At 66.6% G+C, this 11,190-nt stretch carries 13 protein-coding genes; 6 read left to right on the forward strand and 7 right to left on the reverse strand.

Annotation, left to right across the window (positions count from 1 at the left end; all coding sequences use genetic code 11):
- Positions 1 to 10: 10 nt before the first annotated feature.
- From ACFUTU_RS20495 to ACFUTU_RS20510, 4 genes are all read right to left on the reverse strand, one after another.
- Complete coding sequence (locus tag ACFUTU_RS20495) at positions 11 to 178, reverse strand: DUF3117 domain-containing protein (protein WP_377967670.1); 168 nt, start codon at positions 176 to 178, stop codon at positions 11 to 13.
- Positions 179 to 423: 245 nt separating this feature from the next.
- Entirely contained in the window at positions 424 to 1,680 is a 1,257-nt protein-coding gene (locus ACFUTU_RS20500; protein ID WP_377967692.1) for a hypothetical protein, read from the reverse strand.
- Positions 1,681 to 1,754: 74 nt separating this feature from the next.
- Entirely contained in the window at positions 1,755 to 2,138 is a 384-nt protein-coding gene (locus ACFUTU_RS20505; RefSeq protein WP_377967672.1) for a DivIVA domain-containing protein, read from the reverse strand.
- 87 nt (positions 2,139 to 2,225) lie between these two features.
- The gene (locus tag ACFUTU_RS20510; RefSeq protein ID WP_377967674.1) at positions 2,226 to 3,011 is read right to left on the reverse strand and encodes a TIGR00730 family Rossman fold protein; all 786 of its coding nucleotides are present in this window, start codon (positions 3,009 to 3,011) and stop codon (positions 2,226 to 2,228) included.
- Positions 3,012 to 3,117: 106 nt separating this feature from the next.
- Between ACFUTU_RS20510 and ACFUTU_RS20515 the strand changes: the two genes are divergently transcribed.
- The 4 genes from ACFUTU_RS20515 to ACFUTU_RS20530 all read left to right on the forward strand — a co-directional run bounded on the left by ACFUTU_RS20515 (position 3,118) and on the right by ACFUTU_RS20530 (position 6,439).
- The gene (locus tag ACFUTU_RS20515) at positions 3,118 to 3,873 is read left to right on the forward strand and encodes an amino acid ABC transporter ATP-binding protein (protein ID WP_377967676.1); all 756 of its coding nucleotides are present in this window, start codon (positions 3,118 to 3,120) and stop codon (positions 3,871 to 3,873) included.
- A gap of 89 nt (positions 3,874 to 3,962) precedes the next feature.
- The gene (locus ACFUTU_RS20520; protein WP_377967678.1) at positions 3,963 to 4,853 is read left to right on the forward strand and encodes a glutamate ABC transporter substrate-binding protein; all 891 of its coding nucleotides are present in this window, start codon (positions 3,963 to 3,965) and stop codon (positions 4,851 to 4,853) included.
- 99 nt (positions 4,854 to 4,952) lie between these two features.
- Entirely contained in the window at positions 4,953 to 5,603 is a 651-nt protein-coding gene (locus ACFUTU_RS20525; protein ID WP_377967680.1) for an amino acid ABC transporter permease, read from the forward strand.
- Positions 5,600 to 6,439, forward strand: coding sequence for an amino acid ABC transporter permease (locus tag ACFUTU_RS20530; RefSeq protein ID WP_377967682.1), 840 nt, complete (start codon positions 5,600 to 5,602; stop codon positions 6,437 to 6,439). The genes ACFUTU_RS20525 and ACFUTU_RS20530 overlap by 4 nt, the downstream gene beginning before the upstream one ends.
- A gap of 96 nt (positions 6,440 to 6,535) precedes the next feature.
- Here ACFUTU_RS20530 and dapE read toward each other — a convergent pair whose 3' ends face one another.
- On the reverse strand, positions 6,536 to 7,660 hold the full coding sequence (dapE, locus tag ACFUTU_RS20535) for a succinyl-diaminopimelate desuccinylase (RefSeq protein ID WP_377967684.1): 1,125 nt from the start codon (positions 7,658 to 7,660) through the stop codon (positions 6,536 to 6,538).
- 139 nt (positions 7,661 to 7,799) lie between these two features.
- Here dapE and dapD point away from each other — a divergent pair, with 139 nt between their 5' ends.
- Both dapD and ACFUTU_RS20545 read left to right on the forward strand, forming a co-directional pair.
- On the forward strand, positions 7,800 to 8,828 hold the full coding sequence (gene dapD / locus ACFUTU_RS20540; RefSeq protein ID WP_377967686.1) for a 2,3,4,5-tetrahydropyridine-2,6-dicarboxylate N-succinyltransferase: 1,029 nt from the start codon (positions 7,800 to 7,802) through the stop codon (positions 8,826 to 8,828).
- Between the two features lie 73 nt (positions 8,829 to 8,901).
- The gene (locus ACFUTU_RS20545; protein ID WP_377967688.1) at positions 8,902 to 9,753 is read left to right on the forward strand and encodes a hypothetical protein; all 852 of its coding nucleotides are present in this window, start codon (positions 8,902 to 8,904) and stop codon (positions 9,751 to 9,753) included.
- An 8-nt stretch (positions 9,754 to 9,761) separates the two neighbouring features.
- Here ACFUTU_RS20545 and ACFUTU_RS20550 read toward each other — a convergent pair whose 3' ends face one another.
- Together ACFUTU_RS20550 and ACFUTU_RS20555 are read right to left on the reverse strand one after the other, a co-directional pair.
- On the reverse strand, positions 9,762 to 10,373 hold the full coding sequence (locus ACFUTU_RS20550) for a hypothetical protein (protein WP_377967690.1): 612 nt from the start codon (positions 10,371 to 10,373) through the stop codon (positions 9,762 to 9,764).
- 89 nt (positions 10,374 to 10,462) lie between these two features.
- Complete coding sequence (locus ACFUTU_RS20555; RefSeq protein WP_377967694.1) at positions 10,463 to 11,101, reverse strand: TetR/AcrR family transcriptional regulator; 639 nt, start codon at positions 11,099 to 11,101, stop codon at positions 10,463 to 10,465.
- Positions 11,102 to 11,190: the final 89 nt, after the last annotated feature.

The raw sequence follows: 11,190 nt of genomic DNA on the forward strand, positions 1-11,190 counted from the left end.
GCCGCAATTCTTATTCGGTGACGCCGACGAGGCATTCCTTGAGGTTGGCCGCCTCGGTCGCATTGAGTTCAACCACGAGCCGGCCGCCGCCTTCGAGCGGCACACGCATGATCAGGCTGCGGCCCTCCTTGGTTACTTCCATAGGGCCGTCGCCGGTGCGTGGTTTCATAGCCGCCATGAGGAAAATCCCCTCCAGTAGTCCAGGACCGAGCAGCCCGGCCGGGCTGAGTCCGCGTGGTCAAAACAAAGCCGCTCTGGCGGCCCTTTCGGCAGCCGCCATGGCTGAACAATCCGAATCCTGTTTGTCCTTGCTTATTACCTATTATCCTGTAATTACCCGTCTGTAGCTAATCGATGGAGAATTCGTCCAAGTGCGGATTCGCGCGCCCTTCTGCTGGCTGAGCTGGGAAAACCCTGCACGCGTCAGGGCGGATAGTCCCCTCCGCCGGGCAGCTGCGCCCATGCCCACAGCCACACCACCCAGACGATCTGCAGCAGGATGAACATCGTGATCACCGCGCCCCGGTAAGCCCGCGACCGGGAGATGAGCGCGGCAGCCAGGGCCAGCGGGAACAGCGGCAGCAGCATGCGGAAAGTGCTGGTCTGCGGGTGCAGGAACACCACGAGGTATCCCATGTAGCACACGCACCACAGCCGGAGTTCGGTCCCCAGCCGGCGCACCGGCGGGGAAGCCATGAAGAGTCCGAACACCGCCACGAAAACGAACGGCGCCACGGGCCCCAGCACGGGTCCGAACAGCAGGACGCCGGTGTCGAACCAGGGCTTGAAGGGCACGAGATCGTGCCCGCGCCATACGGTTTCGGTCTTGGTGTAGGCGGCGATGTCGCCGGTGGCAGCCCAGGCGATGGCGGGCCAGGCGAGGGCGCCTGCACCGCTGACGGCGGTGAGCCCTGCGAGGGACCACAGTTCGTTCCGGCTGTGCACGCCGCGCCCCGCGGCGGCCTGTCCGCTTGATTCCGGTCCCCGGTTTCGGGCCGCCAGCCAGGCCTCCCACGCGCGGTACAGCAAAAGGATCCCGACGGCCGCCGCAAACGGTACGCCGGTGGGCCGGGAGAGGCACATGGCGATTACCACCGGAATGGCCCACAGGTAGCGCCGCCGGACCACCAGCAGCAGCGCGGCGGCCAGCAGCAGGAGGTTCAGGGATTCGGCGTAGGGCACCTGGAGCACCGGCGAGACCGGGAACGTGGAAAAGAACGCGACGCCCCACAGCGCCGGGAAATGGGCCGCCTTGGTGCGGAACAGCCGGTAGACCACGAGCGAGGCGGCCAGCCCGGCGAGCATCGCGATGAGGATGAGGGCGGTGGCGGGGCCCATGCCGGTGGCGGCGGACAGCATCCGCCCCAGGGTGGGAAACAGCGGATAGAAGGCCCAGGTGTTCTCCTGGACGTTTCCGGAGGTGTCCACCGGCAGTTCGGAGGGATAGCCGGCGGTCATGACGGACTCGTACCACCGGGCGTCCCAGATGTTGATGAAGTTCCAGTAGTCGGGCCTGGCCGGGAACCAGGGGTTGAATCCCTGGTGCAGGGCGGCGGCCATGAAGATGCAGGCACTGACCAGCCGGGCGGCCACATAGACCGCCGCTACCTGGGCCCACCACGGCCAGCGGGCCACGCGGCCGCCCAGCCGTGCCGCGGCTTTCCGGAATGCCCGGTCCAGCCGGGTCCCTGAATCCGGCGCGGGCGGTTCGGCTGTGGCACGCGGCCCGGGGCCCGGAGCCGGCACGGCGGAGCTCACGTCCGGTCCTCGGCGGTCCGCCGTTCGGCAGACAGCTGTTCGGCAGAGGCCTGCAGCTGCCCGCGGAGGGCTTCGATTTCGGCGTTCTTAGCGGCCAACTGGTCCCGCAGCTCATCCAGCACCTGGTCCACCTGGTCCATCCGGTAACCCCGCAGCCCCAGCGCAAAGCGGATATGGTCCACGTCGGCCGGTGTGGCGTCCTCGGGAAGCAGCACCGGCGGCAGGGATGCCACGGGATCATCAAACCCGTCGTTGAAGCCGTCTCCGGCGAGGGGCGCACCGGCGCGTTTCCTCCGCAGCAGGCCCGCCCCGATGTCGGTCCCGATGAGGGCGGTGGCACCGATCAGGACGATGGCGAGGAAAACGAGGAAGAAACTCACATCACCAATCGTGCCAGACGCAGCCCCGCCTGCCTCCGCGGCCCGCACAGCCGCCCGGGGAGCCGCAGCCCGTCACCGGCGTTTCTCCTACTCGGGGCGCTGGTCGCCGTTGGTGGAGGGCGCGCGGACGTGGCCGTGGAGGACCAGGTTCACGGCCTCCTCCGGGGTGTCCACCACCTGGATCAGGTCCAGGTCCTTTTCCGAGACCATGCCCTCGGCCACCAGGGTGCCCTTGATCCAGTCGATCATCGGGCCCCAGAATTCGGCGCCCAGCAGGACGATCGGGAACGAGGTTACCTTCTGCGTCTGGACGAGGACCATGGCCTCGAAGAGCTCATCCAGCGTGCCGAGGCCGCCGGGAAGGACGATGAAGCCCTGGGCGTACTTCACGAACATGGTCTTCCGGGCGAAGAAGTAGCGGAAGTTGATGCCGAGGTCCACCCACTGGTTCAGGCCCTGCTCGAACGGCAGCTCGATGCCGAGCCCGACGGAGACGCCGTTTCCTTCCACGGCTCCCCTGTTGGCCGCTTCCATGGAGCCGGGTCCGCCGCCGGTGATGACGGCCACCCCGGCTTCAGCCAGTTTGCGCCCCACCTCGACGCCCATGTCGTAGAACGCGCTGCCGGGCTTGGTGCGGGCGGAGCCGAAAACGCTGACCGCCTGGCCCAGGTCGGAAAGGGCACCAAAGCCTTCGACGAACTCGCTTTGGATCCGCATGACCCGCCAGGGATCGGTGTGGATGAAGTGGCCGGGCCCCTTGGTATCGAGCAGCCGCTGATCCGACATCTCCACCGCCGCCTGCTTGCGGCGCAACTCGAGGGGCCCTTTGCGGCGGGGCTGTGCTGACTTTGACGGATCTGCGTTGATGCTCATCCCCCAAGGCTAACCTGCTGACCTGCAGGTATCTCTTGAATTACGATCAACAGGAAGTTGGGGTGATTCCGGTCATAACCGGACAATGTTCGCTAGATTCATTCCTATGACTACTCAACTGCCCGGCGATGCACTCGTCTCTTTGAATGCCGTCAACAAGCATTACGGTCAGCTGCACGTTCTGAAGGACATCAATCTCCAGGTCCGCAAGGGCGAGGTGGTTGTGGTCATCGGCCCGTCAGGTTCGGGGAAGTCCACGCTGTGCCGGGCCATCAACCGGCTTGAAACGATCGACGACGGCGACATCGCCATCGACGGCAAGCGCCTGCCCGAGGAGGGCAAGGAACTCGCCCGGCTTCGCGCCGACGTCGGCATGGTGTTTCAGTCCTTCAACCTGTTCGCGCACAAGACCATCCTGGAAAACGTGACCCTTGGCCCCATCAAGGTCAAGGGCGTGCCCAAGGCGGAAGCGGACAAGGAGGCCATGGCCCTCCTTGAGCGCGTGGGCGTGGGCCACCAGGCGCCCAAGCTCCCGGCCCAGCTTTCCGGCGGCCAGCAGCAGCGTGTGGCCATCGCACGGGCCCTCGCCATGAAGCCCAAGGTCATGCTGTTCGACGAGCCCACCTCGGCGCTCGACCCGGAAATGATCAACGAGGTCCTGGACGTCATGATCCAGCTGGCCAAAGAGGGCATGACCATGATCGTGGTGACCCACGAGATGGGCTTTGCCCGCAAAGCCGCCGACCGCGTGGTGTTCATGGCCGACGGACAGATCGTGGAGGACGCCACCCCCGAGGAGTTCTTCACCAACCCGCAGAGCAGCCGCGCCAAGGACTTCCTGTCCAAGCTGCTCACTCACTGACAAACCGGCTCAGAAGTCCGCACCATCTTCAAGACCACCCGATTTCGCACCCAGGCCGCCCACGGCGGCCGTCCAATGAAAGGAATGTCATGAAGGCATTTTTGACCCGAAGGAAATCCCTTCTGGCAGCAGCATCCGCAGCCCTCGCTCTGACACTGAGCGCGTGTGGCGGTGGCGGCGGCACCGGGTCCGGCTCCAACCCCTCGCCGGTCGAGAAGCCCAGCTTCGCTGCAGGTACCACCATGGAGAAGCTCGCATCCGCAGGCAAGGTCACCATTGGAACCAAGTTTGACCAGCCGCTGTTCGGCCAGAAGGGCCTGGACGGCAAGCCTGTCGGTTTCGACGTCGAAATCGGCAAGCTGCTCGCCGCCAAGCTGGGCATCCCGGCGGACAAGATCGAATGGGTTGAGACTGTTTCCGCCAACCGCGAGCAGTTCATCAAGCAGGGCAAGGTGGACCTGATCGTGGCCACCTACACCATCAACGACAAGCGCAAGACCGAAGTCGACTTCGCCGGTCCGTACTACGAAGCAGGCCAGGCGCTCATGGTGAACAAGGACAACACCTCGATCACCAAGCCCGAGGACGTCAAGGGCAAGAACGTCTGCTCCGTGACGGGCTCCACCCCGGCCTCCACCATCGTGGAGAAGTACGGCGCAGTCCTGGTTCCGGCCTCTACCTACTCGGGCTGCCTCGAGCCGCTGCGCAACAAGCAGGTTGAAGCTGTGACCACCGACAACGTCATTTTGGCCGGTTTCGTCAACAAGGAGCCGGACGCGTTCAAGCTGGCATCCGATGAGACCTTCACCAAGGAGCCTTACGGCATCGGCCTGAAGAAGGGCGACACCGAGTTCCGCAACTGGGTCAATGACCAGCTGGAAACCTTCGCCAAGGACGGCTCCTACAAGAAGGCCTGGGAGGACACGGCAGGCGCGGTCATCAAGACGGCTCCGGAGCTTCCGGCCATCGACCGCTACTAGGACGATCGTGGCGGTTACCGGCGGCTGTGCATCCATGGCCTGCCGGTAACCGCCGCTTCTGTTTTCCGCACATTCCCCTGAACGCAGCTGAAGGATCCTATGGACGTCATTATTGAAAGCCTCCCGCAATACTGGGACGGTTTTCTCAGAACCCTGTTCCTGGCCGCCGTTTCCGGCATCATCGCGCTGATTGCCGGCACCCTGCTGGCCGCTGCCCGGGTCTCCCCTGTGGCTGCCCTCCGCGGCTTCAGCATGTTCTACGTTGAGGTGGTGCGCAACACCCCGCTCACCATCGCCTTCTTCTTTGCGGCAGTGGTCCTCCCCCGGCTGGGCGTGACCTTCCAGCAGTTCGAGGTCGCCGCCATCATCGCCCTGAGCGCCTACACGGCCGCGTTCATCGCCGAGGCCGTACGTTCGGGCGTCAACAGCGTTCCCGTGGGCCAGGCGGAGGCTGCCCGCAGCATCGGCATGAAGTTCGGCCAGGTTTTGTCGCTGATCATCCTGCCGCAGGCGCTCCGCACCGTGATCCCGCCGATGATCAACATCCTCATCGCACTCGTCAAGAACTCCTCGGTGGCCGGTGCCTTCTACGTGCTGGAGCTGTTCGGCTACGGCAAGCAGCTCGCCAACGACCATGGCGACGCCGTCATGTGGGTTCTCGTGGGCGTTGCCTTCTTCTATCTCCTGATCACCGTGCCGCTGGGTTACCTCGCCCACCAGGTCGAACGAAAGGTGGCGATCGCCCGATGAGTTCGGTTCTCTACGACGTCCCCGGCCCCAAGGCCCGCCGCATCTCACTGGTCGGGTCCGTGATCGGCGTCGTGCTGATCGCCGCCCTGCTGGCCTGGGCCTTCATGACCCTCGCCCAGCAGGGGATCTTCCAGGCGCAGCGCTGGGCGATCTTCAGCCAGGCGGATGTCTGGACGCTGATCTTCAACGGCATCGGCGCGACGCTGAGCGCGGCGGCGATCGCAGCGGTGATCGCCTTCCCGCTCGGACTCCTGCTGTGCCTGATGCGCATTTCCGATGTCGCCTGGATCCGGGTCCCCACCAGGATCGTGCTGGAGTTCCTGCGCGGCATGCCCGTGGTCCTGATGATGCTGTTCGTCCTGCTGGTCTTCGCCACCAGTTCGTTTATCGCCGTGGTGGCCGGCCTGGTTCTTTACAACGCCGCGATCTTCGCCGAGATCATCCGCGCAGGTATCCAGTCCCTCCCCCGGGGCCAGCGTGAAGCGGGCCTGGCGATCGGCCTGACGAGCTTCCAGTCCCGGCTGAGCATCGAACTGCCGCAGGCAATCCGCCGCATGCTGCCGTCCCTCGTGGCGCAGCTGGTGGTCCTGCTGAAGGACACCTCGCTGGGGTACATCGTTGCTTACGCCGAGCTGCTGCGCGCAGTGCAGGTGATGGCGGACTTCCTGGGCCCGCAGTTCCTGTTCCCGGTGTTCTTCGTGGCCGCGGCCATCTACATCGCCATCAACCTCGCAGTGTCCCGGCTGGCCATCTGGATCGAGCGGCACGGGTCCAACAAGGCCGCCGGCGGAGTGGCGAAGGCCCCCACCGCCGGCGTTTCCACCGTCGTGAAGTAGCCAGTGGTGACGTAAGTAAGGCATTCAACCACGAAGGGTCCGCAGCCATCCCGCTGCGGACCCTTCGTGTTTAGTGTCTGTTCAAACACCAGGCGTTCAGGAGAGCCACGACTGCAGTGCCTTCAGGCAGGTGCGGATGGCTTCGGCCTCCACGTGCTCGTTGTCCTTGTGCGCCAGGAGCGCATCGCCCGGTCCGAAGTTCACGGCGGGAATGCCCAGTTCGCTGAAGCGCGCGACGTCGGTCCAGCCGTATTTGGGTTTGGGCTCGCCGCCCACGGCGGCCACGAAGGACGCGGCGGCGGGGTGGTTCAGTCCCGGGCGCGCGCCGGCGGCGCTGTCCGTGCGGACGACGTCGAATCCGTCCAGCAGCGCGCGTACATGCTCTTCCGCCTGGTCCGGGGTCTTGTCCGGGGCGAAGCGGTAGTTGATCTCCACGACGCAGCGGTCCGGGATGACGTTGCCGGCGGTGCCGCCGTGGATTTTCACCGCGTTCAGGCTCTCACGGTAATCCAGGCCGTCCACGGTCACGGTCTGCGGGCTGTATGCCGCGAGCCGTTCCAGGATGGGCGCGGCCGCATGGATCGCGTTGCGGCCCATCCATGCCCGGGCGGAGTGCGCGGCTTCGCCCGAGGTGGTGGCGTGGAACCGCATGGTGCCGTTGCAGCCACCCTCCACGGTGCCGTCGGTCGGCTCGAGGAGAATGGCAAAGTCGCCGTTGAGGAGCCCGCCGTGGTTGCGGACCAGCCTGCCCAGCCCGCTCTTGACGGCCTCCACCTCCTCATGGTCATAAAACACAAAGGTGACGTCCTTGTTTGGTTCCGCCCCGCCGTCGAACATCGAAGCAGCCAGTGCAAGCTGGACGGCAACACCGCCCTTCATGTCCGTGGCGCCGCGGCCGTACAGGACGCCCTCGCCCGGAACCCCGAACGGCCACGTGGACGGCACCGTGCCGAGGGAGCCTTCGGTAACGGGCAGCGGCACGGTGTCCAGGTGCCCGGCCAGGATGACCCGCTCGCTGCGGCCAAGGTTGGTCCTGGCGATGATGGAGTCGCCGTCGCGGACCAGTTCGAGGCCAGGCAGCTGGCGCAGTGCCGACTCGACGGCGTCCGCGAGCTCGCGCTCGTTGCCGGAGACGCTGTTGACGTCGATCAGCGCGGCGGTCAGCAGTGCCACGTCCTGGCGCAGGTCAAGGGTTAGGGGGGCTGTTTCGGCAGTCACCATCCCACTGTATCCCGCGCCCCGCAGGCTCCTGCCGGACAGCAGCCTGCGGTGTGCCGGGAGCGCTGCATGCCGCGAAATGCGGTTCAGAGAGGCGGGTACCGGTTTCGGTGCGCCCACATCGTCTCGATAGACTTGGCGCATGACTGAAACCGCTTCTTCCGCCGTGCCCGCTGCCCAGACACTGTCCGACGAATCCCGTTCAGCGTACGGCTTCGGCGTAGCCACCATCGCCACGCGGAACGGCGAAGCCACCGTGCTGGACGCCTGGTTCCCCGCCCCCGCCCTGGGTGTGGCCGCGGAGAGCCTCCGCGCCGTGGAAAACGCCGATGAAACCCTGACGGACATCGCGGCTGCCGGCACCGACGCCGACCGCGGCACCGAACAGAAGGTGGTGTTCGTCCAGGTCAACCTGGACGAGGCCCCGGCCGACACCGCCGACGCCTACCTGCGCCTGCACCTGCTCTCGCACCGCCTGGTCCAGCCCAACAGCATCAACCTGGACGGCATCTTCGGCAAGCTCCCCAACGTCGTCTGGACCAACTTTGGCCCGTGCGCCGTGGACGGGTTCGAACTGACCCGCGCCAAGCTGCGCAAGCGCGGTGCGGTCACCGTCTACGGCGTGGACAAGTTCCCGCGCATGGTGGACTACGTCGTTCCCGCCGGCGTCCGCATCGCCGACGCCGACCGGGTGCGCCTGGGTGCCCACCTCGCCGCAGGCACCACCGTCATGCACGAGGGCTTCGTGAACTTCAACGCCGGCACGCTGGGGACCTCCATGGTTGAGGGCCGCATCTCCGCCGGTGTGGTGGCCGGCGACGGCACCGACGTCGGCGGCGGCGCCTCGATCATGGGCACCCTCTCCGGCGGCGGCAAGGAAAAGGTGTCCCTGGGCCAGCGGGTCCTGCTCGGCGCCAACTCCGGCGTCGGCATCAGCATAGGTGACGACTCCGTCGTCGAGGCCGGGCTTTACGTCACTGCCGGCACCCGGGTCCGCATCGCCGGCCCCAAGGATGCCGACGGCGAGGACACCAGCAAGATCGTCAAGGCCGTGGAACTGTCCGGAGTGCCGAACCTGCTCTTCCGCCGCAACTCCACCACCGGTGAGGTCGAAGCCCTGCCGCGCAAGGGCCAGACCGTGGAACTGAACGACGCCCTGCACGCCAACTGACCGCAGGCGGACCGACAGGACACAGCCGGCACGCCACCCAGACGGCGTGCCGGCAGATTGCTGGAGTAACCACGTGACACGCAGACGCAGGCTGCGCAGGACTCTCATCACCGGCCTCTCCCTCGCCCTTGTTGCCGGCGGCATTTACACGGCGGTCACTTTGGTGCAGCGCTCCGAGCAGCTGATCACCGAGGAGTGTACCGCCGCCGTTGGTGCGCAGCAGGCTGAACTGGCCACTGACCAGGCCGCCAACGCCGCGCTGATCACGGCGGTCTCGGTCCGCCGGGGGCTGCCGCCGCGCGCAGCCAGCATTGCCCTGGCCACCGCCATGCAGGAATCCAAGCTCCGGAACATCGGCCATGGCGACCTGGCCGGGCCCGATTCCCGGGGCCTCTTCCAGCAGCGGCCATCGCAGGGGTGGGGCACCCAGGAACAGGTCATGGACCCGGTCTACGCCACGAACGCCTTCTATGACGCCCTCGTCAAGGTGCCCGGCTATGCCACCCTGGAAATCACCGACGCCGCCCAGCGGGTCCAGCGTTCGGCCTACCCCACCGCGTACGCCGAGCACGAGGCGATGGGCCGCGCTTTCGCCTCGGCGCTGACCGGCCAGACGCCGGAGTCGCTGGACTGCACCCTCCGCTCACCGGAGGCCGCCGGTGACCCCGCAGCCCTGTTCACCGAACTGGAAGCTGCCTACGGCGCCATTCCCGCGGCAGCCACCGGCCAAACCCTGCAGGTCGAGGTCGAGGACAGCTACGCCTGGTCAGTGGCGCACTGGGCGGTCGCGAACGCCAAGGAGTTTTCGGTGGAACGCGTGGACGTGGACAGCAAGCGCTGGGACCGGAAAGCGCGGAACGGGTGGCAGGACGCGCCGGACAGCGGCGGCGGCGTGGCCATCACTCTGGCCGCCGAGGGGTCCTGACTGGACTGCTAGACCAGGATCTCCACCACCGGCTGCACGTAGCTGCGGAACACCTCGGGCTGGGACAGCAGCTCGTGGCTCATGATGATTTTGTCCGGCTCCAGGTACCATGCCCGCTGCTCATCCAGCGGCAGTTCGATGATGGTCAGCGCAAAGTCCCGTGAATCCCGGCCCACCTCCAGGAGCCGGTCCTCCACGATGTCCTCGAGCAGGTGCGCAGAACCGCCTGCAACGCGTTCGGCTTCCAGCTCGGCGTACTCCGCGCGCCGTTCCCGCGCCCAGGTCAGGGCCGCCCCGAAGTGTGCCTGCAGGACCTTGCGCAGGGCCGGCGAGTTGGCGAAGGACCGGAATCCCGGCGGGGACAGTTCAGGCGACATCTGCGGGTGTGCCTTGAGGAGCTGCTGCCACCAGGCCTCCCACTCCGTCTTCAGGGCGCTGATGCCGCCCACTTCCGCCGTAAGGTGGGCGTGGTCCACGTGGCGGACCTTTGGTGCGGCATGCGACAGTGCCGGGAAGCCCGCGCCGTCCAGCCCCGCGACGTCACGTATGTAAAGGGCGATGAGCATGGGCCCGGACGTGTCCATAGTGATCTTCCAGCCTGGACCGCCTGTGTGCTGCATGCGCATGCCTCCTTGCATCTTGATGCCCGCCCAGTCTTTGCCGGCAACCCGCTCTCCGGCTCCCAGTCTATTCCCCCGGACCGGGGACGTTAATGGCTGGCGCCGACCCTCCTGCGAAGCCCTGCGACATGTGCTTCGAGCACATCACGGCACATTTCCGGGGACATCCAGCCCGGCTGCAGCAGCGCATGCATGACCAGCCCGTCCAGGGTGGCGAGCAGGTGTTCGGCCGCGGTCACCAGCTCCGCCCCGGCAGGGGTCCCCGGGGCGCCGTCCGCGTGCAGGAGGCGGGAGACCACCTGGCCCACGACGGCGGCCACGGCCCGGTGGCTCCTGTCCGCCTCGGCAGCCAGGAAGGGCCGGATCCGGGCAGCGTTCCGGAACGCCAGCCAGGCGCACGCGTCCAGGGCGCGTTCCTCGTCCAGGGGCAGGAATTCACCCAGCAGTGTTAATACCGCGCCGTCCTGGCCGGCTTCATCCGCCGCTGTCCCCACGCCGGTGAGCGCGGCATTGAGCCGGCCCAGAATGCGGTCCGAAACGGCGGCGAAAGAGAACGCCAGCAGGTCGTCGCTGCTGTCAAAGTAGTGCCTGACCGAGCCGACGGCCAGGCCTGCCTCCTCCGCCACTTCGCGCAGGGACGCGCGCTCCAGGCCATCCGTGGCGATGATCCTGCACACGGCCCCCACAATCTCCTGCCGGCGCTCCGCGGCGTCCACGACTTTAGGCACCATTGTTTTTAGCACGGGTGTGCGGCAAAACGGCGGCGGCGCGGCGGGACCGCGTTAAACGCCGACGGCGGCCGCCCACCAAAAGGCTG

It is taken from the genome of Arthrobacter sp. NPDC057388 (assembly GCF_042668165.1).
Lineage (GTDB): Bacteria > Actinomycetota > Actinomycetes > Actinomycetales > Micrococcaceae > Arthrobacter.

Excerpts from the sequence above, each read along its gene's own strand:
- ACFUTU_RS20515 (WP_377967676.1), top strand. The coding sequence starts at position 3,118 with ATGACTACTCAACTGCCCGGCGATGCACTCGTCTCTTTGAATGCCGTC.
- dapD (WP_377967686.1), top strand. The coding sequence starts at position 7,800 with ATGACTGAAACCGCTTCTTCCGCCGTGCCCGCTGCCCAGACACTGTCC.
- dapE (WP_377967684.1), bottom strand. The coding sequence starts at position 7,660 with ATGGTGACTGCCGAAACAGCCCCCCTAACCCTTGACCTGCGCCAGGAC.
- ACFUTU_RS20510 (WP_377967674.1), bottom strand. The coding sequence starts at position 3,011 with ATGAGCATCAACGCAGATCCGTCAAAGTCAGCACAGCCCCGCCGCAAA.
- ACFUTU_RS20550 (WP_377967690.1), bottom strand. The coding sequence starts at position 10,373 with ATGCAGCACACAGGCGGTCCAGGCTGGAAGATCACTATGGACACGTCC.
- ACFUTU_RS20520 (WP_377967678.1), top strand. The coding sequence starts at position 3,963 with ATGAAGGCATTTTTGACCCGAAGGAAATCCCTTCTGGCAGCAGCATCC.
- ACFUTU_RS20525 (WP_377967680.1), top strand. The coding sequence starts at position 4,953 with ATGGACGTCATTATTGAAAGCCTCCCGCAATACTGGGACGGTTTTCTC.
- ACFUTU_RS20530 (WP_377967682.1), top strand. The coding sequence starts at position 5,600 with ATGAGTTCGGTTCTCTACGACGTCCCCGGCCCCAAGGCCCGCCGCATC.
- ACFUTU_RS20495 (WP_377967670.1), bottom strand. The coding sequence starts at position 178 with ATGGCGGCTATGAAACCACGCACCGGCGACGGCCCTATGGAAGTAACC.